23 protein-coding genes, 1 tRNA gene and 1 pseudogene are annotated in these 25,579 nt (G+C 52.7%); 11 read left to right on the forward strand and 14 right to left on the reverse strand.

Going from position 1 to position 25,579, the window contains the following annotated elements:
- Window positions 1-155 precede the first annotated feature (155 nt).
- The 4 genes and pseudogenes from AACU55_RS01150 to AACU55_RS01165 all read right to left on the reverse strand — a co-directional run bounded on the left by AACU55_RS01150 (window position 156) and on the right by AACU55_RS01165 (window position 3,873).
- Window positions 156-2,243, reverse strand: a complete 2,088-nt coding sequence (locus AACU55_RS01150) for a GmrSD restriction endonuclease domain-containing protein (protein WP_134706521.1) — start codon at window positions 2,241-2,243, stop codon at window positions 156-158.
- A gap of 139 nt (window positions 2,244-2,382) precedes the next feature.
- Window positions 2,383-2,589, reverse strand: a pseudogene (locus AACU55_RS01155) (hypothetical protein); the annotation flags it as partial.
- Between the two features lie 149 nt (window positions 2,590-2,738).
- Window positions 2,739-2,815 (reverse strand) — tRNA-Arg (locus tag AACU55_RS01160).
- Window positions 2,816-2,961: 146 nt separating this feature from the next.
- Window positions 2,962-3,873: an L-lactate dehydrogenase gene (locus AACU55_RS01165; RefSeq protein WP_112197528.1), complete on the reverse strand. Its 912-nt coding sequence runs from the start codon at window positions 3,871-3,873 to the stop codon at window positions 2,962-2,964.
- Window positions 3,874-4,058: 185 nt separating this feature from the next.
- Here AACU55_RS01165 and folD point away from each other — a divergent pair, with 185 nt between their 5' ends.
- Together folD and ybcJ are read left to right on the forward strand one after the other, a co-directional pair.
- Window positions 4,059-4,931 carry a bifunctional methylenetetrahydrofolate dehydrogenase/methenyltetrahydrofolate cyclohydrolase FolD gene (gene folD, locus AACU55_RS01170; RefSeq protein WP_013576534.1) on the forward strand — a complete coding sequence of 291 codons (873 nt, stop codon included), beginning with the start codon at window positions 4,059-4,061 and terminating at the stop codon, window positions 4,929-4,931.
- A 32-nt stretch (window positions 4,932-4,963) separates the two neighbouring features.
- Complete coding sequence (gene ybcJ / locus AACU55_RS01175; protein ID WP_013576535.1) at window positions 4,964-5,182, forward strand: ribosome-associated protein YbcJ; 219 nt, start codon at window positions 4,964-4,966, stop codon at window positions 5,180-5,182.
- A gap of 99 nt (window positions 5,183-5,281) precedes the next feature.
- On the opposite strand, the gene AACU55_RS01180 is transcribed toward ybcJ, so the two are convergent.
- On the reverse strand, window positions 5,282-6,349 hold the full coding sequence (locus AACU55_RS01180; RefSeq protein ID WP_037036947.1) for a DUF1176 domain-containing protein: 1,068 nt from the start codon (window positions 6,347-6,349) through the stop codon (window positions 5,282-5,284).
- A 255-nt stretch (window positions 6,350-6,604) separates the two neighbouring features.
- Between AACU55_RS01180 and AACU55_RS01185 the strand changes: the two genes are divergently transcribed.
- A complete protein-coding gene (locus tag AACU55_RS01185) occupies window positions 6,605-7,780 on the forward strand; it encodes a hypothetical protein (protein WP_037036945.1) in 1,176 nt (391 codons plus the stop codon).
- Window positions 7,781-7,836: 56 nt separating this feature from the next.
- Here the strand turns inward: AACU55_RS01185 and nudK are convergent, their stop codons facing one another.
- Window positions 7,837-8,427 carry a GDP-mannose pyrophosphatase NudK gene (gene nudK / locus AACU55_RS01190; RefSeq protein WP_013576538.1) on the reverse strand — a complete coding sequence of 197 codons (591 nt, stop codon included), beginning with the start codon at window positions 8,425-8,427 and terminating at the stop codon, window positions 7,837-7,839.
- A 70-nt stretch (window positions 8,428-8,497) separates the two neighbouring features.
- Window positions 8,498-8,788 carry a winged helix-turn-helix domain-containing protein gene (locus AACU55_RS01195; protein WP_112197529.1) on the reverse strand — a complete coding sequence of 97 codons (291 nt, stop codon included), beginning with the start codon at window positions 8,786-8,788 and terminating at the stop codon, window positions 8,498-8,500.
- 343 nt (window positions 8,789-9,131) lie between these two features.
- Between AACU55_RS01195 and acrD the strand changes: the two genes are divergently transcribed.
- The 7 genes from acrD (at window position 9,132) to AACU55_RS01230 (ending at window position 17,627) form a co-directional block, all read left to right on the forward strand.
- On the forward strand, window positions 9,132-12,287 hold the full coding sequence (gene acrD, locus AACU55_RS01200) for a multidrug efflux RND transporter permease AcrD (protein WP_037036939.1): 3,156 nt from the start codon (window positions 9,132-9,134) through the stop codon (window positions 12,285-12,287).
- Window positions 12,288-12,734: 447 nt separating this feature from the next.
- Window positions 12,735-13,118, forward strand: coding sequence for an ArsC family reductase (locus AACU55_RS01205; RefSeq protein WP_015690283.1), 384 nt, complete (start codon window positions 12,735-12,737; stop codon window positions 13,116-13,118).
- 1 nt (window position 13,119) lies between these two features.
- Window positions 13,120-14,247 carry a succinyl-diaminopimelate desuccinylase gene (dapE, locus tag AACU55_RS01210; RefSeq protein WP_013576542.1) on the forward strand — a complete coding sequence of 376 codons (1,128 nt, stop codon included), beginning with the start codon at window positions 13,120-13,122 and terminating at the stop codon, window positions 14,245-14,247.
- Window positions 14,244-14,918: a M15 family metallopeptidase gene (locus tag AACU55_RS01215; RefSeq protein ID WP_037036933.1), complete on the forward strand. Its 675-nt coding sequence runs from the start codon at window positions 14,244-14,246 to the stop codon at window positions 14,916-14,918. Before dapE ends, AACU55_RS01215 begins: the two co-directional genes overlap by 4 nt.
- Before the next feature lie 10 nt (window positions 14,919-14,928).
- A complete protein-coding gene (locus AACU55_RS01220) occupies window positions 14,929-15,114 on the forward strand; it encodes a YpfN family protein (RefSeq protein ID WP_013576544.1) in 186 nt (61 codons plus the stop codon).
- Window positions 15,115-15,243: 129 nt separating this feature from the next.
- Window positions 15,244-16,524 (forward strand): ATP-grasp domain-containing protein, encoded by a 1,281-nt coding sequence (locus AACU55_RS01225; RefSeq protein ID WP_223509232.1) that lies wholly within the window; start codon window positions 15,244-15,246, stop codon window positions 16,522-16,524.
- A 2-nt stretch (window positions 16,525-16,526) separates the two neighbouring features.
- Window positions 16,527-17,627, forward strand: a complete 1,101-nt coding sequence (locus tag AACU55_RS01230) for a phosphoserine transaminase (protein WP_013576546.1) — start codon at window positions 16,527-16,529, stop codon at window positions 17,625-17,627.
- A 79-nt stretch (window positions 17,628-17,706) separates the two neighbouring features.
- Here AACU55_RS01230 and ypfH read toward each other — a convergent pair whose 3' ends face one another.
- From ypfH to dapA, 7 genes are all read right to left on the reverse strand, one after another.
- Window positions 17,707-18,357 (reverse strand): esterase, encoded by a 651-nt coding sequence (gene ypfH / locus AACU55_RS01235; RefSeq protein WP_134706522.1) that lies wholly within the window; start codon window positions 18,355-18,357, stop codon window positions 17,707-17,709.
- A gap of 108 nt (window positions 18,358-18,465) precedes the next feature.
- Window positions 18,466-20,451, reverse strand: coding sequence for a tRNA(Met) cytidine acetyltransferase TmcA (locus AACU55_RS01240; RefSeq protein ID WP_134706523.1), 1,986 nt, complete (start codon window positions 20,449-20,451; stop codon window positions 18,466-18,468).
- A gap of 1 nt (window position 20,452) precedes the next feature.
- Window positions 20,453-20,905: a DUF441 domain-containing protein gene (locus AACU55_RS01245; RefSeq protein ID WP_013576549.1), complete on the reverse strand. Its 453-nt coding sequence runs from the start codon at window positions 20,903-20,905 to the stop codon at window positions 20,453-20,455.
- A gap of 114 nt (window positions 20,906-21,019) precedes the next feature.
- Window positions 21,020-21,895, reverse strand: a complete 876-nt coding sequence (gene ypfJ, locus AACU55_RS01250) for a KPN_02809 family neutral zinc metallopeptidase (protein WP_134706524.1) — start codon at window positions 21,893-21,895, stop codon at window positions 21,020-21,022.
- A gap of 219 nt (window positions 21,896-22,114) precedes the next feature.
- On the reverse strand, window positions 22,115-22,828 hold the full coding sequence (gene purC, locus AACU55_RS01255; protein WP_013576551.1) for a phosphoribosylaminoimidazolesuccinocarboxamide synthase: 714 nt from the start codon (window positions 22,826-22,828) through the stop codon (window positions 22,115-22,117).
- Between the two features lie 56 nt (window positions 22,829-22,884).
- Complete coding sequence (gene bamC / locus AACU55_RS01260; RefSeq protein WP_134706525.1) at window positions 22,885-23,964, reverse strand: outer membrane protein assembly factor BamC; 1,080 nt, start codon at window positions 23,962-23,964, stop codon at window positions 22,885-22,887.
- 16 nt (window positions 23,965-23,980) lie between these two features.
- Window positions 23,981-24,862 carry a 4-hydroxy-tetrahydrodipicolinate synthase gene (gene dapA / locus AACU55_RS01265; protein WP_013576553.1) on the reverse strand — a complete coding sequence of 294 codons (882 nt, stop codon included), beginning with the start codon at window positions 24,860-24,862 and terminating at the stop codon, window positions 23,981-23,983.
- A 145-nt stretch (window positions 24,863-25,007) separates the two neighbouring features.
- Here dapA and AACU55_RS01270 point away from each other — a divergent pair, with 145 nt between their 5' ends.
- Window positions 25,008-25,574, forward strand: a complete 567-nt coding sequence (locus tag AACU55_RS01270; RefSeq protein WP_013576554.1) for a glycine cleavage system transcriptional repressor — start codon at window positions 25,008-25,010, stop codon at window positions 25,572-25,574.
- Window positions 25,575-25,579: the final 5 nt, after the last annotated feature.

The following is a 25,579-nucleotide window of genomic DNA, read 5'->3' on the forward strand; positions in this document are numbered from 1 at the left end:
TTAAATAGAGTGAATAACATCCAAGAACAAGAAAATCTGGATAGGAATTATTGACTATCTGTACCGCGTATTTTCGACGAGTTTATAGAGTAACCTTTATTTCCTCAAATATAATAAATACAAGGGCCATTTTCAGCCCTTGTATTTATTAAAGACTAGTTATCCATTTGTCGCTCAAATGCTTGTGTGACTAAAGACATAACGTAAGGCAAATCTTCTAGCTTCTCGAATCCGATCTCAACATCGCCATTTCCCCATCGCCCCAAACTGGTGACATCTTTGCATAATCCACGCGGATCATTAATTTCAGCAAATGAAATATTTAGTGAAAGACGCAGCCGCTTTGCTTGCGGTACAACATCCACAAAATTCACCTCAGCTTTATAAGCAATATAAAGCTTCAGAAAGACCTCTGTGACGCAGGGATCAAGTGCCAACGTTGCTTTACGGAACGCTTCAAACAACACCTGAACATGTTCTTTAGCCAGATAGGGATGGTCTTCAAAGCCATAAGTGAGGTTACCTTCACTCTTAGGCTGGTAATTTTTTAGAATATCATCGGGAAGATTGGCACTTGGCCAGACACTGCTTGCCTGCTCTGCCATTTTATTTGCTCGGGCTATAATGGCTTCTTCACTCCATTTATCAAGAGCCGAAAGCCCGTCATTCAGGCGTAAATGACTGTATTTAAAACCACCTTCCATGTCGCGCTTATCAGCAAATGAGCGATTGCTATACTCAGAGTTATAGCCCGTCAATGTCAGGTTACCCAGCGAATGACGCCATGTTTCCCATACACGCTGCCATTCATCTCCTAGCTCAGCTCTCCATGCCAAGGGCACTTTCTCTGTTTGATTATCGCACTGCGGCATGATGTGTTCGATTGGGTATTCATCCACCGGGATCGGTTCTTTATGCTTATGATTTTCAAGCCTTCTGAGCCAATAGCTACGACTTCTGAAGTTGTAAAGATCGCGGGTCTGAATATCCCTCTTAAACTCCTCATCTGTCGGGAAACGACGATAAGATGGCAGCAACGTAAACGCAGCTTTGAGGCTCTCCAAATATTGGTTCTTATCAAAACTTTTACTCAACCCGGCAAAGGTTTTATTCATTGAGTTGGTTGGTATGGCACATACTGCGCGACGAAATACATAGCTTTCCATCAGGCGAAGGGCTTCGGCGAAGTCGCTTAGTTTCAGAATATCCAGCTGGTAGTCATCATACAGCTCCAGCATCAGCGGATATGCAACATCCATTCTCAACTCGCGGATATTATGGAATATCTCTTTAAGGTGTTTATTTTTTTCAATACCTAACGCAATGGCGCAATAGTAGATGGCATATTTATGTATATCCGCAACAGCAGATTCAACAGATTGACTATTGCGACGAAAGTACTGTTTAAACGCCTCATAAATGTCATCAATCTTAGGGATGTCACCGGTTTTTACTGTCAGGTAGTGACGCATGAAAGCATCGAATTGTTCGGAGTAAGCCTCCTGACCAAACAGAAGCTCCATTTTTCGCCAGTGATCATTATACAGCGTCGTTTGGCGCTCATTTTCCAACCCCATGAGGATGTAATTGCGAATGAGATCGGCCTGGCTTAATTTTTTACCCGTTGAGTTCATGCTTTCAAATATAAGCTGTGGGTTATCATGGTCGCGCTGGAGAGATATATCGACCACAATTAATTTGCTGAGCCCTTTACAGACAGTCTCCAACAATTTTTCATTTTTTAGTTTATCTTTAAAGTATTCAAAGTTTTCCGTAACACGTAAAGAGTAATTTTCCGGCTGAGATTTCCCATCGATAATAGCACGCAACGTCTCGTTGTCCGTTTGCGACAGAATAAGTTTGTAGCGTTTCTCGCCTGACAATAAGGGGTTAGTCAAATAGAAACCACGTAGCTGAGCTTGACTGAATCCTTCAATAATCTCTTGCTCGCCCACGGCTTCGGCTAAAGCTGCAATTAACAATGACACTGTCGTGACCCGCTGTTGGCCATCAATGATCAACAAGGGTGATTGAGACGTCACCGAATAAAGCCCATTTTCGATATACACCACGGAACCAATAAAGTGCCCTTGATTATTCTCATCCAATCCACAACGGAGAATATCATCCCACAGCTGTTCACACTCTTTCAGGCTCCAGGAGTAAATACGCTGGTAGATCGGGATGACCAACTGAGGTGCAGTCTGCAGAAAGTTGAGCAACTTGGCTTCTTTAGCCTTCATCCTTTAATTTCCTTGTTAACTATCTGAATTACGAACGTTAGTCATCATTTATCCATTGCGACAGATGAGGCGAAAAATGATAAGGGAAATACCTTCCTGATTATCGCCTAAACGCCCCACTGCCCGTCGGTCCAAAAACTTAAGCCCCTTTCAACATATCAAACACAACTCGCGCAAACCCCTTCGCAAGTTCTGGATTTGAGAGGTACTGCATCATCATCTCTTGTTGCGCATCACTGCTGTCCATCACTGCATCATCAATCGCTTTAGGGAAATCCCCCAACATGGCTTGTTCACGGGTGTTGTTGGCAATCTGCGTCATCACGGCCTGGTTTTCCGATAAGCGGGATACTTACACCCTCAAAGGCCCCCAGATACCACTTGATTTGGGTATAACTGAGTTGACTTCGATAGAACTCGTGACAGAAAAATTCAGTAATTTCAGGGAGTATAAGGGAGAAAAGGCGAATTCAGCAGAGGTGTGTTGACTTGAAATGGTACGCCCTACAGGGCTCGAACCTGTGACCTACGGCTTAGAAGGCCGTTGCTCTATCCAACTGAGCTAAGGGCGCATTGCTTGTCCCTTTCGGGAGCGTTGCGGGTTCGGATTATACGGGCAGACCGGGATGAGTCAATGGCTTTCGAACTCACTGCTTAATGCCTGAACAATTTGCAGATATTCCCGGACTGTCTTGCAACGTTATGTGATCAGTATCGGCTATTTTTCGGATTTCAGCGCGGCAGCAATCACGCGGGCAGACGCGTGATAGGCTACACCTTCGTAAGCCGTCAGTTCCGGTCGTAATGTTTGTACGATACCTTTTTTACCAATCACCGCTGGCTGGCCGATATAGACGCCCAGTTGTTCATCGAGGGCAGACACCGGCCAGACACTGCGGGCGTCGGACAAAATGGCATCCACCAGCCGCGCTGTTGCAGTAGCGATGCCGAAACTGGTCCAGCCCTTGCCTTGCAGGATTTCCCAGCCACCGCCGCGCACAGCGTCGTTCATTGTTGCCCAGTCGACGTCACGGTCGCCTGCCAGTTCTGCCACCGGACAGCCGCCAAGTGTCACGGTGCTCCAGGCCACAAACTGTGATTCGCCGTGTTCGCCCATCACGTAGCCGGTGACGCTTTTCGGATCGAAACCGAAGAACTCGCCGACCACGCGTTTCATGCGCGCGGTATCGAGCGAGGTGCCGGTGCCGAACACCTGTGCGTCAGGGAATCCACTGGTCTGCTGAATAATCTGAGTAATGACATCGCACGGATTGGTGATATTGACGATCACGCCGCCAAAGCCGCTGGCAATCACGCGCGGGATCACTTCACGCACGGCGGCACGGGTCTCAGCAAGTTCTTCCAGACGATCTTCACGCAGCAAGGTTTTCGGGCCGACGGCGATGACCAGCACATCGGCATCATGCAGTTCGCTGTAGTCGTTGGCGATAACCTGCACGCGTGAGGTCGTCAGCGACGCCATATCCCGCAACTCCAGCGCCTGACTGGCCGCTTTAGGTTCGTTTTCATCCAGCAAGACAATCACGTCACACAGCCCCTGCGTGACCAGAGAGAATGCAACGTCAGCGCCCACATGACCGGCACCGATGATCCCCACTTTGCGTGTCATTTGTTTCTTTCCTTATGATTTAAAAAGAGTCATACCTAAAATAGACACTTTTTTCGCCACTGTCGCAGGTTAAATTCTCATCCGCAGATAACAAGTTATTCGCATTCAACGCCTGACAGCGCCCGCGGCTTCTGACAAAATAGGCGCATCCCCCTGCATTTATTAATTAATGGATTTTTTCCCTGATGGCAGCAAAGATTATTGACGGTAAAACGATTGCGCAGCAAGTCAGAAGCGAAGTTGCAGCGCGTGTTCAACAACGACTGGCTGAAGGAAAGCGTGCGCCCGGTCTGGCCGTGGTGCTGGTCGGTGAAAACCCGGCGTCACAGATTTATGTCGCCAGCAAACGCCGTTCTTGTGAAGAAGTCGGGTTCATCTCCCGCTCTTACGACCTGCCAGCCACCACCACTGAAGGTGAGTTGCTGGACCTGATCGAAAAACTGAATAACGACAGCGAAATCGACGGCATCCTGGTTCAGCTTCCGCTGCCAGCCGGTATCGATAACATCAAAGTGCTGGAACGTATTCATCCGGATAAAGACGTCGATGGCTTCCATCCTTATAACGTCGGCCGTCTGTGCCAGCGTGCGCCGACGCTGCGCCCTTGTACGCCGCGTGGCATTGTGACGCTGTTAGAACGTTACGGTATTGAAACCTTCGGCCTGAACGCCGTGGTGATTGGCGCATCCAACATTGTGGGCCGTCCGATGAGCATGGAATTACTGCTGGCCGGTTGCACCACCACCGTCACCCACCGTTTCACCAAAAATCTGCGCCATCATGTTGAGAATGCCGATCTGGTGGTTGTCGCTGTGGGTAAACCGGGCTTTATTCCCGGCGAATGGATTAAACCGGGCGCGATTGTCATTGATGTCGGTATTAACCGTCTGGAAAGTGGTAAAGTTGTCGGCGATGTGGAATATGATGCCGCCGCCGAGCGTGCTTCCTTTATCACACCGGTGCCGGGCGGTGTTGGCCCGATGACGGTCGCGACGCTGATTCAGAATACCTTGCAGGCGTGCGAGGAATATCATGACGTCAGCGCCAGTAAGTCTTAAACCCTTTGCACTACACAAAAAGTCAGGAATACATGGAAACTTTCTTTCTCGAAAAACACCCGCACGTTGAACTGTGCGATCTGCTCAAATTTATGGGCTGGTGTGACAGCGGCGGTACTGCGAAAGCAGTGATTGCCGAAGGCCAGGTGAAGGTCAACGGTAAAGTCGAAACCCGTAAGCGCTGCAAAATCGTTGCTGATATGAACGTCGAGTTCGCCAGCAACAAAGTCGTGGTGAAAGCGTCCGAATAATCTTTCCGGTAGCGTTGCACGACAAAAGAAAATGCCCTGCAAGCGAAAGCTCACAGGGCATTTTTTTATTTATCGGCAGGGTGACAGGCCGAAGGCAAATTACTGCTGCGTCACCCATAACACCGGCCATTCGCCACCGCTGCTGTAACCGTCACAACTGGGTTCAGAGGCAAATGCCGCCAGCCGGAACTGTTTACCATCAAACACCCAGCGTGAAGACACGCCACAATCACCGATGCCGCGCCCTTTATCGTAAGTCGAGAGCATACCGGTTTTCGGGTCGAAATCAGCGTTGATCAGTTCCGGCGAATCATCATCTTCGCCCAGTTTGAACGGCATATTCAGCGCCAGATTGTCCATTTTATAAGGCGCCTGACGCGAAACCAGGAAGCCCAGCGCATACAGGTTATACGCGCCCATGTCGCAGTTGACAGTCATCAGGGCTTTATCGTTGCTCAGCGCGAAAATATGCACTTCCCGTTCGGAAGGGTCGAGGCTGCAATCATTATTCTCAATGGTGGCGGCGGCGTTCTGCGTGATGGCCGAAATCTCGGTTTCGGATAATGCATGCGGTTCACTGAAACGCGGCAGAACCGGCGTGGCAGGAATGGGCGGCACGGTATTCGCCGGTTTCGCACCACGATTAATCCAGGCCGTTTTGGTGCCAACGCGCCCCTGCTGCGCATCAATGGCCAGCAACGCGGCTTTGATCCCTTTCAGTGAAACTTCCGGTTTAACGGGCTGAGCCGGGTCAGCTTTCACTGCCAGCTGAATACTGCTGCCTTCGCGGATCGCGGCAATAAAATCATTCACCACCAGACGGTTAGTGGTGGAAAGATGTTTTTTACTGACATCCCATTCACGGTGATTAAAACTCAGTGTCTTACCGTTCATCTGCAAGCGGCTGGCAACCGGCGCATCCGTCGTCTGCTCATCACTGTTACGCTGGTAATCAATGCTGACGGAGGATTTCCCTTCCGGCCCGGCTTCGCGGGTGATTTTCATCACCAGTTCCTGCCCGTCCTGCGAATTACGCGCGACGCAGTGATTCAGGTTGTCACAGCTGACCTGCCAGTCGTTATAAATAGCCTGCAACGGCTCAGCCTGGGCGCTAAAAGCCAGCATGGTGGCCAGCAGGCATAAAGGGGCGGTTATCCATCTGCACATTATAAGTTTCAGCTCTGTTCGAAATTATCTTTCTGATAATAGCGTAACCCTCGCCAGGAGACTGCCTTCAATGCAGCATTTTTTACCCGAAATTATAAAGGGATACTCCACCCGCAGGGTTTGCGGCAGACAATAATTTTTCATGACATACGAGAAGCCGCAATGGTGACGCAGGGAAACTTTCAGTACACTGGCTGAGCCAAAAACAAACAATAATGGCGAAAAGGATGAAGATCATTTCTCTGGGAGATACGGATGAAGTTATTGATTTTGATGATAACGCTGTTATCACTGCCGGCGCTGGCTGAAGAGCCTCCGGTGGTGTACGCCGGCACACTGGGTAAAACCAGCATTGTCGTCGAACTCGATTTAAATAAACCTGACGAAGTGACCGGACGGTATTTCTATCAAAAATACCGTCTGGATCTGCCGCTCAACGGAGCGCTGGATGGTCAGGAACTGAAATTACAGGAAGGTCTGGATGATTTCGACGATACACCGCGCCCTGAACTGACGCTGACCAAAGATGAAAACGGTGACTGGCAAGGCAACTGGACCAACCCGCAGGGCAAAACACTGCCGGTTAAGCTGCAACCCGCGCAGTTACCGGCAGCCGCCACGGACGACGGCTATCTCAGTTCGCTGATCCACACCGATCCGTACGAGTATTTGCGTTTATCCGCGCTGCAACTGAAAGCGGGCAAAAACGAAAACTTCATGGGCTATCAGCTGCAATGGTGGACGGAACCGCAATCAAAAATCAGTTTCTTTGAGATTGTCTCCGGTTATCCGGAAGCCAGTTTACCGGCCATTAACCAGAAGCTGCGCGCCCGTTTATGGCAGGAAGTCAGCGGCTGGCATGCCTGTATGCTCGGGGCAAGCCGTTTTGGTCAGGGGGAATATCAGCAAACGGTGACGCCGAAGTTCATGAGTCCCGATGTGGTCAGCATCAGCGTATTTACCTCTTATGACTGCGGCGGTGCGCATCCTGATTTCGGCGAAGCGCCGATCAACCTGAACGCCAAAACCGCAGAAACGCTGACGCTGGAAGATGTGATTTGGGTGGGCGATGGCGCACCGTTCCACTATCTGAATGCTGAAGAGCGCGCCCTTACGGGTAAAAACGATGTGGATTTCGATACCTTCGCGCAGTACCGCGATAAGAAATGGGCGCCGTGGCTGGTGAAACAACTGACCGCGGCTTATCCGCAACAGATGAAAAAGCCGACGGAAGAAAGCGAAGACGATTGTGATTATTCAGACCCGTCTGTATGGCAATTCCCGGCTTGGTATTTCACGCAAAAAGGGCTGTATTTTGATCCGACGTTTGCCCGTGTCATGCGTTCATGCGAAGGCCCGGAATGGTCCGTTCTGCCATGGTCTGCCATGAAAGGCCACGCGGGCAGCACCGCAATAAACCTGGAACACTGAAATAACAAAGGCACCCGCGGGTGCCTTTGCCTCAGATGCATTTTCGCCGGTCATCTTTACGCCAGCCAGCCCTGAATCTGCGCATATTGCAGCAACATAATGGTTTTGCCATCTCTGATGCGGCCATCTTTGATCATCGCCAGCGCCTCGGTAAACGGCACCTCCAGCACATCAATGTCCTCGTCTTCCACGCCGCCACCGGCGTTCTGACGCTGCGACTCATCGTATTCTGCCGCGAAAAAATGCACGATTTCGGTCACGCTGCCCGGCGACATATAGGCTTCAAACAGTTTATCTACCTTGCCCACTGCAAAACCGGTTTCTTCAATGGCTTCTTTACGGATGCAATCTTCCGGCGAATCGTTGTCGAGCAAACCGGCGCAGGTTTCCAGCAACATACCGGTCGGGTTGCCATTGACGTAGGTCGGCATACGGAACTGTCTGATCAGCAGAACGGTTTTTTTAGGACGGTTATAAAGCAGAATAGTCGCGCCGTTCCCCCGGTCATACACTTCACGGGATTGCGGCTGGCGTTCGCCATTACGTTTGATTAAATCGTAGGTGTATTTGCGAAGAACATACCAGTTATCAGAGAGTAACTGGTTTTGAACGTTTTCGATCCGGGATGACTTGTCATCAGATGACATAAAGCGTGCCTCCGCTCAGAGGGTGAGAGAAGCCAGACATCATAGCGGCATTACATCGCGCACGCCAGATTCAGCCGTGCTCAATTGCATTAAGCAGTTGTTCCCGATGGCGTTCAACCCACTTCGCATCCAGCGGCCCCCAGCCTGAAAGCTGATAATAACCGTCATTATTGCGCACACCCTGCTGCACAAATTCCAGTTCGACACCCATACCCGGTAGCGCTTTCAGTACGTCCTGCAAGGTGCGGCGCGGCCAGCCGGTGATTTCCATCAGTTTCGGTACGTTCGGTTTTTGTTCAGAGTCCAGCAACCAGCAAAGGTAGAGACGACGGGCGAAAACCGAATTTAACATCAAACTCATCTGAACGGCTCCAGTGTGGACATACGAATGCGTGTCATAAAAAAGCAGGCTGTCAAAGCGTAGACGGTATCAGCAAATCTGTCTGCGGCATAACCCTGTGTACAGGGAGGTTTTTTTTACATTATCTCCTTTATTTCTCCACGTTTTATGCGACATGAGAAGGTAAAGTGCATTGACGTAGAACTCCACTCTAACACTTGCTCAGTCCCGTCGGGACGGTTCCGCCTCTGAGACTGCCTATGAGAAAATAGCGCTCAGGGGATTTTTTTGTCAGATTACTGACGTTCTGTTTGTTTGCTGATGTTAGTTACTCACGCCAGAGTGACAACGAGGTTCCTGAAGCATGGCTAACTTTTTTATCGATCGCCCAATCTTTGCCTGGGTTTTAGCGATCATCATTTCCTTGTCCGGCGCACTCGCGATCTATTTTCTGCCGGTTGAACAGTATCCCGATCTGGCTCCGCCAAACGTCAGGATTTCTGCAACCTATCCCGGCGCATCAGCACAAACATTAGAAAATACCGTTACCCAGATTATCGAACAGAACATGACCGGCCTCGATAATCTGATGTACATGTCATCGCAAAGCAGTAACGACGGTAAGTCGCAGATAACCCTGAGCTTTACCGCCGGTACCGATCCCAACGAAGCGCTGCAACAGGTGCAAAACCAGTTGCAGCAGGCGCTGAAACGCCTGCCGCAGGACGTGCAGACGCAGGGTGTGACGGTGTCAAAAACCGGTGACACTAACCTGATGATGGTGGCGTTTGTCTCCACTGACGGCAGCATGGATAAGCAGGATATCGCCGACTATGTGGCGTCCAACATTCAGGATCCGCTGAGCCGCGTGCCCGGCGTCGGCAGCATTGATGCTTACGGTTCACAGTACGCGATGCGCATCTGGCTGGATCCGGACAAGCTCAATAATTACCAACTGACCACTGCCGATGTGGTGACAGCCATCAAAGCGCAAAACAGTCAGGTTGCTGTCGGTCAGCTCGGCGGCGCACCTTCGGTGGATTTTCAGGCCCTGAATGCCACCATTAATGCCCAGGCACAGTTACAGACGCCGGAACAGTTCCGCCAGATCACCCTGAAAGTGAATCAGGACGGTTCGCAGGTCAAACTTGGCGATGTTTCCACCATCGGTCTCGGCGCGGAAAACTACGCCCTGCTCAGCCGTTATAACGGACAGGCTGCGTCAGGGATGGGCGTTAAACTGGCGTCCGGTGCCAACGAACTGCAAACCGACAAAGCCGTCCGTGCGCGCCTTGATGAGCTTTCTCACTATTATCCGCACGGTCTGAAAGCCGAAATCGCTTACGAGACCACGCCGTTTGTTAAAGCGGCGATCACCGACGTGGTGAAAACGCTGTTTGAAGCGATCGTGCTGGTGTTCCTGGTGATGTATCTGTTCCTGCAAAACTTCCGCGCTACGCTGATCCCGACGATTGCCGTGCCGGTGGTCTTGCTGGGGACGTTCGCCGTGCTGCATCAGTTCGGTTACAGCATCAATACTCTGACGATGTTCGCGATGGTGCTCGCCATCGGCCTGCTGGTGGATGATGCCATCGTGGTGGTGGAAAACGTCGAGCGCGTGATGAGTGAAGAAGGCCTCAGCCCCAGAGAGGCCACGCGAAAATCGATGGGACAAATTCAGAGTGCGCTGGTCGGTATCACCATGGTGCTGTCGGCGGTGTTCGTGCCGATGGCATTCTTCGGCGGCACCACCGGCGCGATTTACCGTCAGTTCTCCATCACCATTGTCTCGGCGATGGTGCTGTCAGTGTTCGTCGCGCTGACGCTGACACCAGCGCTGTGCTCGACCATTCTCAAACCTGTCGCGCAGGGACATCATCACGGTAAACGCGGTTTCTTCGGCTGGTTTAACCGCATGTTTGACCGCAACGCGCGTCGCTACGAAAACGGCGTGGCGCGGGTTCTGCGTAACAGCCTGCGTTATATGCTGGGATATGCCGCACTGGTCGCCTTGCTGGCCGTTATGTTTATCAAACTGCCCACCTCTTTCCTGCCGATGGAAGACCGTGGCGTGTTCACTGTTCAGGTTCAGTTGCCGCCGGGTTCAACGCTGCAGCAGACACAAAAAGTGGTGGAAAAGGTCGAAAAGTATTTCCTGACTGAAGATAAGAAAGACGTGCTTTCGGTGTTCTCAACCATCGGTGCTGGCCCCGGCGGTAACGGGCAAAACGTTGCGCGTATGTTCGTGCGCCTGACACCGTGGGATGCACGCACCGGCGCCGGCGATTCTTCCTTTGCACTGATTGAGCGGGCGACCAAAGCGTTTAACAAGATAACCGAAGCGCGCGTGATCGCCAGCAGCCCGCCCGCCATCAACGGTCTGGGCAGCGCCACCGGCTTTGATATGGAATTACAGGACCACGCCGGGCTTGGTCATGATGCGCTGATGGCGGCGCGCGATCAGTTACTGGCCATGACATCCAAAGACAGCAACCTGACCCGCGTACGTCACAACGGTCTGGATGACAGCCCGCAGTTGCAGATCGATATCGATCAGGTGAAAGCGCAGGCGCTGGGCGTGGCTATCTCTGATATCAACAGCACGCTGAGTACCGCGTGGGGCTCGACCTACGTCAATGACTTTGTTGACCGTGGCCGTGTGAAGAAAGTCTACGTGCAGGCCGCGGCACAATACCGCATGCTGCCGGACGATATTGACCGCTGGTATGTGCGAAACTCCGCCGGAACCATGGTGCCCTTCTCCGCTTTCGCCACGTCGAAATGGCTGACAGGTTCGCCGCGTCTTGAGCGTTACAACGGCTATTCCGCGCTGGAAATTGTCGGTGAACCGGCAACGGGCATCAGCAGCGGTACTGCGATGGATGACATGGAAAAACTGGTCGCGAAGTTGCCGGTCGGCATTGGTCTGGAATGGACAGGTCTGTCGTATCAGGAAAGACTGTCAGGTTCTCAGGCACCGGCGCTGTATGCGATTTCCCTGCTGGTGGTGTTCCTGTGTCTGGCGGCGTTGTACGAGAGCTGGTCCATTCCGTTCTCCGTCATGCTGGTGGTGCCGCTCGGCGTGCTCGGCGCGGTGATTGCCACCTGGCTGCGCGGGCTGGAAAACGATGTGTATTTCCAGGTCGGTATGCTGACCATCATCGGTTTGTCAGCGAAGAACGCCATTCTGATTGTCGAATTTGCCAATGACCTGAATGTTCGCGGGAAGGAACTGCTGGAGGCCACGCTCGAAGCCGCCAGAATGCGTCTGCGTCCGATTCTGATGACCTCGCTGGCATTTGTTTTCGGCGTTCTGCCGATGGCGACCAGCATGGGGGCCGGTTCAGGCAGCCAGCACGCCGTCGGTACCGGTGTGATCGGCGGGATGATTTCCGCCACGGTGCTGGCGATTTTCTTCGTACCGCTGTTCTTTGTGTTGATCCGCCGTCGTTTTCCGGGCAAACACACTGCACCGGTAATTGCTGATATCGTGGAAACGGCCCCCGCCGAACACCGGTAAAAACGCCGGATCGCAGGCAACAAAAAAGGCGTTAATTCACATTAACGCCTTTTTTATTCATGATTTACTGGCTGTGAGAATCGTCGCTAAATGCAACGTAATGGTCTTCCTGAACAAACGTTTTTATAATGACGTGCTGCACTGAGAATAAATCTTTTCTTTGCTTTGTCGGTAACGATGTGGGCAATTACGCTTTCAACATACGGTCGATAAAGTCTTTCCAGTGACCTAATTCTTGCTCTAACATTTTACTCCCCTTGATTGGACGCTGGCAGTATACGTTTATTTTTTGACCATGCAAAAACTCCGTGACTAATTTTTAAGCGCGATCACAATCCCGCCCCGTCTGGATCCTGCCGGCGTTTTGCCTCATTATGTGTCCTTCTCTGACGCCACTTATCAGCGCAGCTAAAAAGCGCTTATTTTACTGACAGGTTACGTTTTTCTATGGCAACAACTTCAGCTCAAAACTCATTTATTCTCTACGGCATAAAAAATTGCGACACCGTTAAGAAAGCCCGCCGCTGGCTGGAAGAAAACGGTGTTGAATGCCAGTTTCATGATTATCGGGTCGAAGGGCTGGATGCCGCGTTGCTGCAGGATTTGTTAGATAAACAAGGCTGGGAAGCGATGCTCAATACCCGTGGCACTACCTGGCGCAAGCTCGATGAGGCCACGCGCGCAGCCTGTGATAACGAAGCCAGCGCCAAAGCGCTGATGCTCGAACATCCGGCTGTCATCAAACGTCCGTTTTTACTGGCGCCAGACGGCCAGTCTCTGCTGGGATTCAAACCAGAAAGCTATCAGCAATTCCTTGCACAGGTGAAGTAACATGAGTTGTCCGGTTCTCGATTTAGCGCAACAGTTAATCCGCCGCCCTTCCCTCAGCCCGGACGATGCGGGTTGCCAGGAGATTATGATTGCCCGCCTTGAGGCCATTGGTTTTCACATTGAGCCGATGCATTTTGGCGATACCCTGAATTTCTGGGCGACACGTGGTGAAGGCAAAACCCTGGCCTTTGCCGGGCATACCGATGTGGTCCCTACCGGCGATCATAAGCTGTGGGTTACCGGCCCGTTTGAGCCAACGCTGCGCGACGGCATGTTGTATGGTCGCGGCGCGGCAGACATGAAAGGCTCACTGGCGGCGATGGTAGTAGCAGCAGAGCGGTTTGTCGCCGCCAATCCCCATCATCAGGGTCGTCTGGCTTTTCTCATCACTTCTGATGAAGAAGCCAGCGCCGTCAACGGCACCGTCAAAGTGGTCAACGCGCTGATGGCACGCAATGAGCGCCTTGATTACTGTCTGGTCGGCGAGCCTTCCAGCACCACGCGCGTCGGCGATATTGTGAAAAATGGCCGTCGCGGCTCCATGACCGCCAACCTGCATGTGCATGGCGTTCAGGGGCATGTGGCGTATCCGCATCTGGCGGATAATCCGGTACACCGCGCCATGCCCGCGCTGAATGAGCTGGTCGCCACCGTGTGGGATAATGGTAACGAATTCTTCCCGCCAACCAGCATGCAAATTGCCAATATCAACGCGGGCACCGGCAGCAACAACGTCATTCCGGGCGAACTTTATGTGCAGTTCAACTTCCGTTTCAGCACCGAGCTGACTGATGCCATCATCAAACAGCGTGTCGCCGAATTACTGGATCGCCATAACCTGCAATACACCCTGAACTGGGTGGTTTCCGGCCAGCCATTCCTGACATCACGCGGTGAGCTGGTGGATGCCGTAGTCAATGCGGTGCGCCATTACAGTGAAATCACGCCGGAACTGCAAACTACCGGTGGTACCTCTGACGGGCGTTTTATCGCGCTGATGGGGGCGCAGGTGGTTGAACTCGGGCCGGTCAACGCGACTATCCACAAAATCAATGAATGCGTACATGCCGCCGATCTGCAGGTGCTCAGCCGCATGTATCAGCGCATCATGGAACAATTAGTCGCATGATCACTCACGAGATGCTGACCGGGCGCTCCGCTGCACATCTGGTGATTATCGGCGACGGGCCGCATCGTTTGCAGAAGGAAGCGGCGCAGGCATTCGAAAAAATGCGTCTGGCAGCCCGTGAAGCCGGTTTTGACTTGCAACCGGCCAGCACCTTTCGTGATTTCGATCGGCAACTGGCTATCTGGAATGGCAAATTTCGCGGCGAGCGACCAGTATTAGATAAGAACAGCCAGCCGGTCGATGTCAGCGCGCTGACGACAGCAGAACGTTGCGAGCTGATTTTGCGCTGGTCTGCGCTGCCGGGCGCAAGCCGTCATCATTGGGGCAGTGACCTGGATGTGTACGATCCTTCATTGTTACCGGCGGGTAAGACGCTGCAACTGGAGCCGTGGGAATATGAAGAAGGCGGGTATTTTTATCCGCTGAACCAATGGATGTCAGCGCATATGACAGAATATGGTTTTTACCGGCCGTATGCGGAAGATCGCGGCGGTGTGGCTGTCGAACCCTGGCATCTGAGTTACCGCCCGCTGGCGGCGGAATGTGAAAAACAGCTTACGCCGCAGGTGTTGATCAGTTCCTGGACCGGAAAAGACGTCGCTGCTGCAGACTGGTTAGCCGGGCAAATGGACACTCTTTTCCCGCGATTTATCGCCCTCTCACCCTTTTAAGGAGTACACCATGGAGTGGATTAAAGATTACTGGTGGATCGTTCTGATCATTCTGGTCGGCATGTTTATCAGCGGCATCAAAGAGCTGAACCGCGTTGATGTGAAAAAGTTCCTGAAAGATAAACCTGAGATCCCGCCGCATCGCGACAACAATGCCGAGTGGGATAAAGATGACGACTGGCCAAAGAAAAAGTAATCCCACCCCGGTAGCATCTCACTTTTAATCAATATTAGTCGGCGGATAATCTAGCGATTCTCCGCCGATTGACTTTACCTCCTGCCGTTATCATTCAACATGAAACTGATGCACGGAGAGAACAAGTCTTTGCAAACATTACCTATTACCCGGGCGGATCAGGCAGTGCCAGAACGCTTTGACGCGTCGAAATTTCTGGGTCTGGCTCCGTTTCTACGTATGAGCATCGCAGGCGAGGAATGGTCTGACATCGCGCAGATACTGATCACCCGTGCGCAACAGACCCCGGATGACGCCGTATTGTGGATGAACCTTTCCACTGTCATGCTGTGCCTGCAACGCACTGAACTGGGTTTGACGATTCAGAATCAGGCACTGGCGATGCAACAGGTCTATACCCTTTGCCCCGCGCTACAACCGGCGAAGTTACGCTTACTGATACTCATGGTGCCCGGCACGCTTTCCGCGAATGTGCCGCTGGATTGCCTGCTGGAAAACAGCGATATCGAGCTGATTTATTACTACATCACGCCCGAAGCCCCTTTTGAAGCCCCGATCCCTGAACACGATTTACTGATGGTCGGCATCAGCGCCACTACCGAAAATCTGTTCCTGTTGCAGCAACTGGAAGATGTCACGGAACATTGGCCGGTGCCGGTGATCAATGCGCCACAGCATATCCCGAGTTCTGAACGCCAAACCGCCAGCCGCCTGTTGCAAAACCAACCGGGTTTAGCCATTGCCCAGGCGCATGCGATGACGTTTGCGGCGTTATCTGCCGTCGCTGCCGGAGAAACCACGCTGCACGCTGCGCTGCCTGACAGCAGTTATCCGGTGATCCTGCGCCCTGCGGGTTCGCACGGCGGTCATGGTCTGGAAAAAATCACCGGTCAGGAAGAACTGGCTGATTATCTGACCCGCGTGCAGGTTGAAGATTATTTCCTGTCGCAGTTTATTGATTACAGCAATGAAGACGGTCAGTTCCGTAAGTACCGCATTTCGTTGATCGACGGCGTGCCGTATGCCTGTCATATGGCGATTTCATCCCACTGGATGGTGCATTACGTTAACGCCTTCATGTATGAAGATATCCAAAAGCGTGAAGAAGAAGCCGCATTCCTGAACAACTTCCACGAATTTGCCACCCGTCACCAGCAGGCGCTGAAAGCGATTTATGACACCACGCAGCTCGACTATCTCGGCATCGATTGCAGCGAAACACCGGACGGCGAATTGCTGGTGTTTGAAATTGATCCGGCGATGGTGGTGCACGCAATGGATCTGGAAGTGATGTTCCCGCACAAAAAAATCCACATGAATAAAGTTAAAACAGCATGCCGCGAGTTGCTGTTATCCCGTGCCTTTGCGCACACCGACACCTCTGCTGATGCGTTTAAAGGACAAGAATAAACATGATTTCACGTAACGCCCTGAACTTCTCCGGTGGCCCTGGCGCATTGCCGGAAACCGTTCTCACTCAGGTTGAAGCCGCGATAAAAGAAGTGCCGGAAGTTGGCCTGTCGATCCTCGGTATCAGCCACCGTTCAGACTGGTTTGCCGCCATTGTGCAGGAAACCGAAAACAACATCCGCACCCTGCTCGGCTTGTCGAAAGATTTCCATATCCTGTTCCTGCAGGGTGGCGCAACACAGCAGTTTTCGATGGTGCCGATGACGCTGTTGCGCGGTCAGAAGCATGCGGCAGAATATCTGGATACCGGTTACTGGAGCAGTAAAGTCGTGACCGAAGCGCGTCGCGAAGGGCCGGTCAAAGTGCTGTGGAGCGGCGAATCGTGCGGATTCAACCGTCTGCCCTCTGACGAAGAACTGGCATTCTCGCCTGATGCGCCCTATCTGCATTATGTCTCGAACGAAACAGTGGAAGGGTTACAGTTTCAGCGCGTTTTGGGCCGCGACGACGTACCCCGCGTCTGCGATATGTCTTCCGATTTCCTGTCCAAACCGTGCGATGCCAATAAGTTTTCGGTCATCTACGCTCATGCGCAGAAAAACATCGGCCCGGCGGGCGTCACCATCGTGCTGGTGCACGATACCGTGGTGAAAGCGTCATCTGACGAATTGCCATCATTCCTGAATTACCGCCGCCAGGTGGAATCTCATTCCAACCTCAATACGCCGCCGGTATTTGCGATTTATGTGGTGCTGCTGGTCACCCGCTGGCTGCTTAACGACGTCGGCGGTCTGGAAAATATGGAACAAACCAACCGCCATAAAGCAGAACTGCTGTATGCAATGCTCGACAACAGCGACGGTTTCTACAATGGCTGGAGCAGCAAAGCCGACCGTTCACACATGAACGTTGCGTTTAAGTTGCCGGATGCGGATCTGGAGAAGAAATTCCTGGCCGAAAGCCAGGAAGCTGGCTTCTCAGGTCTGGCAGGGCACCGTGCGATTGGCGGCATCCGTGCCTCTATCTACAACGCCCTGTCACTGCCAGCGGCAGAAAAGCTGACGAACTTCATGGATGATTTTATGCGTAAAAACCGCAAATAATCGCCTCAGTCAGACATTAAAAAAACGCCCCCGGTTGTGATGCAGCCGGGGGCGTTTTTCAATAAAAGTGGCAATGAAATCAGTGCTGATGCGACTTCGGTTCGTAATTTTGCAAATGCGCTATCGCCGTATTAATCATGTGCGAATCCAGCCCGTGTCCCATACCTGGCTGAAGATTGAGCGTACATTCACAGCCCAATGATTTCAGACGTTCTGTCGCACTTTTCGACTGGAACGGATTAATCACCGGATCCTGTTCGCCATGAATGAAATGCACCACCGTACCGGCGGCAATCGGTTTTTCCGGAAGCGTTGAAAAACGCCCGCTGAACGCGATAATGCGCGACGCCAGATGCTCTTCCACTTTCGTCGATTCCAGCGCCATGATGGTGCCCTGCGAAAAGCCGACTAATGTGGTGTGTTCCGGCGTAACGCCGGTTTTTTGCTGCCAGTCACGGACAATCTGCACAAAAGTTGGCATTGCGGCATCCACTCGCGGCTGACGGTTTTGTTCGGTCACGCCCTGCACGGAAAACCACTGGAAGCCCCGGCCAAAATCACAAATATCCGGGCTGCCGACGCTTATCACCTGCGCCTGCGGGAATGAAACAGCGAAAAACTTACCGATTTCGCCCATAGAAATCGGGTTATCCCCCACGCCATGAAATAATAAAATCAGCTGGTTAGCGATTTCTTCCGGCTGCTGGACGATAATTTGTTCTGAGCTCATTGCTCTCTCCCGTTGTCATTTAATGAGTTCACTATACGCCGCCCGCCCGTCAGTGAAATCGGGTTTTATTGAACGAGTCTTTCCATTTTTTGCAATGAAACCGCTGATTTATTCAGCCATTCCCGCGGCTTTCAGCGCCTGTCGTGTCTCCTCACGCCAGCGCGAAACCAGCGCTTTACGGCCGGAAAGCTTCAGCGACATGACGACTTGCGCGACACTTTGCCCCTGTTGCAGATGCGCACGCAACGCGGTCAGCGGCAAAGCACTGTGTAAAAGAAGGCGACTGAGCGCCGGTAAACTGCTTTCCAGCGGACGATGGGCGAACGCAAATCCGTTCAGCTCGCGCCAGTCGGCATCATCGGGTTGCGTATCCGCAGTGGTGCCGAGCGGCAGGGTTAAATCCATCTGAGGCGCCAGCCAGCGCCAGTCACGTTCAAGCTGATGCACGGCTCTGTCCGCCAGTGCCTGCCCCGCCGCGCTCAGCGGTAATATCGCCATTGCGGCATAACAGCCGCTGCTGGCTTCTTTCTGCATACTGACGCGCACCAGCCGGAATCCGGCCTGTTGCCATAATGACGCCAGATCTGACGTGTAGCCAAAACCCACCGACAGGAAATCCAGCCCCGCCTGCTGCGCACGCTGTTTCTGCGCTGCTAACAAATCACGGGCAATACCCCGACGGCGAAACGCGGGATGTACCGCAATCCGGCTGACACGCCGTGAGCGCAATACGGCAGCCTCGGGGAAACCCGCGTGCGCGGCGAGAGACTGCGCCACCAGATTACCGCGCGGACGTCGCCTGCCCGCCCAGACTTCCTGCGCCAGTTCAGCACTCAGCCCGCCTTCATCCACCAGCCATAACGCGCCGGTCAGGGTGTTTTTCTGTCGTGACGCGCTGAATGTCATGCCCGGCGCATCCAGCAAACGCCGCAGATCCAGCGGCGACGTGCGGTAGTGAGCGCTGGTCAGCAGGCCGTAGAATTCCTCTAACAGCGCCGGTTCACTCAGCCAGTCGTCGGCATCAATGGAGAAAATTTCTGATGTGCCGCCCGTCTGTTCTGCTACAGGCAAATGCTCGTCAAACAACAATAACTGACTGATAAACGGCTCAAGCGTGTCGGATGATGACCAGCGGATCGGGGAATTCAGACGCAGGTCATGCCACCGCGGCAGGGATGCACAGAATTTAAGTAAGAAGCCGCGTCCGGTGCCTTCGTATCCCTGAACCGTAGTGGTCAGTAACACACGCGGAAAAGCCGCGATAATTTCCGAAAGCATCGGCGTCGGAATTGCTGCCGCTTCGTCGATAATCAGCCAGTCAATGTCCGTTACCGCGCCTTCGCGGCATAATGAAAGCAACGCATCCGGCGCGATAAAGCGGGCAGACTCTGTTTGATGATTGAGAATCTGGCTGGCTGAGGCTTTCGCCGGTGCGGTTACCCAACAGGTGCCCGGCCACTGTCTGGCAAGCATTCCCGCCAGCGTCGATTTGCCACGGCCACGGGCAGCCGTCAGCACCCATACACCGGACTGAGCCTGCATCAGTTGTTGTAAAATCTGCGATTGTTCAGCGGTGGGCTGGCCGTCGGGTGGCAGCCAGTCGGGTGCTGCTGGCAGCGGGGGGATATCAAAAGGCTGATCCTGCCGGCAAACCGTAATGTTGCGATCTTGTTCGAGTAAAGACCGGAAACGGCGGATGAAACGCGGCGTCGGGATCGCCTGCGGTTGTTCGCTCCAGCGCAGGCTGTCCGCGTCCGGCGTGCCAGGCCAGGCGTTCCATTCCGGTATTAGCAGAATCAGCCAGCTTCCGGCTTTCAATGTGCCGGAAAATACCGCCAGCGCCTCGGTATTGAGGCCATAACGCGCATCAAACACACCGTGAAAAATGTCCTGTCCGAGCAGCGTCTGCGCCGCTGAAGGCGGGCAGGATGTGACGCCATCAGGCGGTGAATCACTCAGCCACAGCCAGTCACCGGCACTTTGAGCAGAGAACAGGACAGCCTGTTGTTCACACCACTGCGTCCCGCCACTGAATACCAGCAAACGCCGGACACCCCGCCGCTGCATCTGCTGCTGTAGCAACGTCGCAGACATGTCAGGTTTTCCCGACAATCATCGATAACAGACCGGCAGCAATCAGCGGCCCGACCGGTACGCCTTTAAACAACGCCACGCCCAGCACGGTGCCGACTAACAGGCCAGCCACCAGATGCGGCTGCGTACCCATCAGCGTCAGGCCACGTCCGCCAAGCCACGACACCAGCACACCCACCAGAATGGCGACAATAGATTTCCAGTGGAGGAAAGAATGCACCATGGTGCTGGCGCTGATTTTTCCGCTGGCAATCGGCGCCATCACGCCAATGGTCAGAATAATAATGCCGATAGTCAGGCCGTATTTTTCTATCCACGGAAAAAAACTGTTCAGAGGCGTAATACGCACAGTGAGGAGGAAGAACATTGCGATGGTGACGGCGCTGTTGTGGCTGATAATGCCCAGACCGGCGAAAACAAGTAAGATCAATAGGGTTGGATCGAGAAAAGCCATGGCATTCCCAGCGGTTCAACATGAAAATGAAAGAGAGGCCCGGGGAGCCTCTCTGGATCGGTCATTGATTATTGAACAGTTTTTAGCAGCAGACCAGCGCTTCCTGCCACTTAATCAGCGGCTGGCAAAGGTATTACACTGATCCGGATTACCGGTATCAAAGCCGCGTTTGAACCAGGTATAACGCTGCTGGGAAGTACCGTGAGTGAAGCTGTCCGGCACCACGCGCCCCTGACCTTGCTGTTGCAACCGGTCATCGCCGATGGCCTGCGCGGCATCCAGCGCTTCTTTCAGATCGCCCTCTTCGAGAACATTTTGCTGCTGCATCGCGTGCCCCCAGACACCGGCGTAACAGTCAGCCTGTAATTCCATTTTCACCGACAACTGATTTACCACAGTCTGCGACGCGCCCTGCTGCATCTCGCGAACTTTGCGTTCGGTGCCCAGCAAATTCTGCACATGGTGGCCGACTTCGTGCGCCACCACATAGCCCTGCGCAAAATCACCGCCTGCGCCGAGTTTGTTCTGCAATTCCTGATAGAACGACAGATCGATATACACCGTGCTGTCCGCCGGACAATAGAACGGACCCATCACTGACTGGCCGGTGCCACAACCGGTGCGGGTCGCGCCGCGATACATCACCAGTTTGGGTTCACGATAAGTCATGCCCTGCCGCTGGAAAATCTCTTTCCAGGTGTCTTCCGTCGAAGCGAGGATCACCGAGGTGAATTTTGCCTGCTCGTCATCTTTCGGGCTGATGGATTGTGACTGTGTTTGCTGCTGCATGCCGCCGGACTGACCGCCGTCAATCAGCGGAGTGAGGTCGATACCGTAATACCCGGCAACCAGCACCACGATGATGATCACGATACCGCTTTTCCCACGGATCGGCAGGCGCATTCCTCCGCCGCCTAAACCGCCGCCGTTAGTTCCCTGTCCGCGTCTGTCTTCTACATTGTCGCTTTCACGACGCCCTTGCCAACGCATAGATACCTCCAACCTGTTTTTTTAAGACTAGCCAGCACACGCAGTTAATACCATCTGCGAAAGGACGTAAGTTTAGTGGCGGAGGAATTAAATGAAAGGAATCAGTGTTAAAACAGGAAAATTAAATGCAGTAAAGAGAACGGGTGACGGAGGCCATCACCCGTTTAGTGCATACCGCGTAAACGATTGCGTAGTCTGGCTAAAAAAATAACGTGCAGCTTAGTCCAGTTTCACACCGATACGGTGAGCGACTTCTTCGTAAGCTTCGATCAGACCACCCAGGCTCTGGCGGTAACGGTCTTTGTCCATTTTGTTCAGGGTTTCTTTATCCCACAGGCGGCTGCCGTCAGGAGAGAACTCATCACCGAGCACCACTTCCCCGTTGAACAGACCGAATTCCAGTTTGAAGTCGACCAGGATCAGACCGGCATCATCAAACAGTTTGCTCAGCACGTCGTTGGCTTTGTAGCTCAGCTCTTTCATGCGCGCGAGGTTTTCTTCGTTCACCCAGCCAAACGTCTTGCAATACGATTCGTTGATCATCGGGTCGTGCATGGCGTCATTTTTGAGGAACAAATCGAACAACGGTGGGTTCAGTTCCAGACCTTCTTCAATGCCCAGACGTTTTACCAGCGAACCAGCAGCACGGTTACGGATCACGCATTCAACCGGGACCATATCCAGTTTTTTCACCAGCACTTCGGTGTCAGACAGCAGGCGTTCCATTTGAGTAGGAATACCGGCTTCTTCCAGCTTAGCCATGATGAAATGGTTAAATTTATTGTTAACCATGCCTTTACGGTCGAACTGCTCAATACGCTGACCATCCAGTGCTGACGTATCGTTACGGAACTCCAGTACCAGAAGGTCCGGGTTTTCGGTGGTGTAGACGGTTTTCGCCTTGCCGCGATACAACTCAGCTAACTTTTGCATCTTTACTTACTCCAGTGGAAAAAACAGATGTAAAAAGGGGCCGGAGCCCCTTGGTATTATTTTGCGCTACTCTGGCTAAACGCGGCCTGCATGACCGCCACCATCGCATCGTTCTGCGACTGGCTGAGAGCATGACCTTTCGGATCAAGGAACTGCAAACTACTACGGTTGTCGAGGTCGCCAACCTGAAGTTTGTAATCACCGGAAGTCAGTCCCGGATCTTTCGCACCCAGTGTCTGCCACGCATCGTCATTCAGCGGTTTGTAGGTCACAGACAATGTGCCTTGCGGACGGCTGCTGTCGGTTACTTTCATGCCGACTTTTGCCAGGGCATTTGGCAGGCGATCCCACACAACGCCGTAGTTCTCACGAACAATCAGCACCGGCAGGCCGGTATCATCTGCACCGCTCTGAACATCAATCTCACCAACACGACGGTTGTCGAGACGTGCCTGAGTATCCTGCTGCACTTTATCCAGGTTCGCCGTGATGGCGTTCATCATCTGGCTGTTGTAACGCTGGATTTCAGCAGAAGAGGTCACAGGTTTATCCTGTTGTTTCAGCTCAAGCGTTTTCACCGTCAGCGCTAACTGGTAACTCTGCTGTTTCACGCTGATCTGATAACGGCCCTGATACTGGAAGTCTTCATCCGCACGATTCCAGTCAACGAAATCGGTGGTCAGTGTCTGGTTAGCATCATCACGGTTGGCAATTTTGAAATTATTTTGCTCAACCGCTTTCACGACGTTATTCCACAGATCACGGTTCTGCGCGGTATTTTCCAGCAACACGGTGCTGCTGTTGCCAGAGAATTGCGTCTGGGAACCGCTCAGCAGCGCCAGTGGCTGGGATGGTGGACGGATGTCGAGCTGTTTGCCCACGGCGCCCTGCATTGATCCTGCCTGTACTTCATACGTTCCGTTCTGCACGGGAAGAATCATCCCGACCGGCGCTTTCAGCTCATGCAGACCTGACGCATCCAGGTAGGCTTCATCGCCACTTACCTGGCGTTTGTAACGTTGATCGCTTGAACAGGCGGCCAGCAGCATGATCAGGGAAACCCCGACCACTTTCGCTACGGCCGTTTTCTGCAATCGGGTCATCTGGAAACTGTTCTTGTCAAATAAAGAGGCCATCAAATCTTCCTAAGAGTTACAGCAAACCGGCGCTTTTTAATGCTTCTTCCACGACCGGACGGGCAGCATCTGTTAACGGCGTCATAGGCAGACGCATCGTATCGGTTGCCATCAACCCCAGTGCCTTACAGGCCCATTTCACCGGGATTGGGTTTGCTTCTACAAACAAATTCTGATGCAAAGGCATCAGGCGCTGATTCAGGCGACGCGCTTCGGCAAAGTTGCCAAGCGCTGCCAGCTCACAAAGTTGGGCCATTTCACGGGCAGCTACGTTAGCCGTGACGGAAATAACGCCCTTACCACCGAGTTGCATAAAGTCCAGACCGCTGGCGTCATCGCCGCTCAGCAAAATGAAATCTTCATCATCAACCAGCACTTGGATCTGACTAACCCGACTTAAGTTCCCTGTTGCTTCTTTAACAGCAACAATATTCTTCAATTTTGCTAAACGCGCGATAGTCTGCGGCAACATATCGCAGCCGGTACGTGAAGGCACGTTGTAGAGAATTTGCGGCAAAGAGGTATTTTCAGCGATGGCTTTGAAGTGCTGATACAGACCTTCCTGCGTCGGACGGTTGTAATAAGGGGTGACTGTCAGGCAACCAACAACGCCACTTTTTTCAAAACGTTGCGTAAGAGAAATCGCTTCAGCAGTCGCGTTTGCGCCAGTGCCTGCGATAACAGGGATGCGTCCATCAGCCAGTTCCAGCGTCTGTAAGACCACGTCACCGTGCTCTTCATGGCTCAACGTGGCCGACTCGCCGGTCGTGCCAACGGAAACGATCGCCGCAGTACCACTGGACACATGATAATCAATCAGTTTTTTCAGACTCGCGCGATCGACAGCACCTTTGGTGTCCATCGGCGTAACCAGTGCAACAATACTTCCCGTAAACATTGACCTTCCCCTCCACAAACAGGTCACTCATGGTACTTTTGACACCACTGCAAAAGCAAGCAATCAACGAGCGGTAACCGCTTGTCCGGCGGTTTTTTTTATGTTTACCTTGGGAATACTCCCAAGCACGACAGGAAGACCTATTTTGCCGCAGCCACAACAACATTATCTCGTGATCACCGCCTTAGGCGCTGATCGTCCGGGTATCGTCAACACCATTACCCGTCAGGTCAGCAGCTGCGGCTGTAATATTGAAGACAGCCGTCTGGCGATGCTCGGTGATGAGTTTACGTTTATCATGCTGCTTTCCGGAAGCTGGAACGCGATTACACTGATCGAATCCACCCTGCCGCAAAAAGGCGCAGAGCTGGAATTATTGATCGTGATGAAGCGAACCAGCGCACATGAACGCCAGCCAATGCCTGCTACGGTCTGGGTGAAAGTGGAGGTGAAAGACTCTCCGCATCTGATCGAACGTTTTACCGATTTATTCGATACGCATCAGATGAATATCGCCGAACTTGCCTCAAAAACGCGCCCGGCAGATGCCGCCACGCCGGCGCAGTTATCGATTCAAATAACGGCGCACAGCGCAGCCAATACCGATGCGGCAATTATTGAGCAGGCGTTTCATCAGCTATGTACAGAACTGAAAGCGCAAGGCAGTATTAACGTGGTTAGTTATTCTGAGAATGAAGATAAACTGCAGTAATCGCT

Origin of the sequence: Rahnella sp. CJA17(1/100) (assembly GCF_963881615.1) — a bacterium.
Taxonomy (GTDB): Bacteria; Pseudomonadota; Gammaproteobacteria; order Enterobacterales; family Enterobacteriaceae; genus Rahnella; species Rahnella aceris.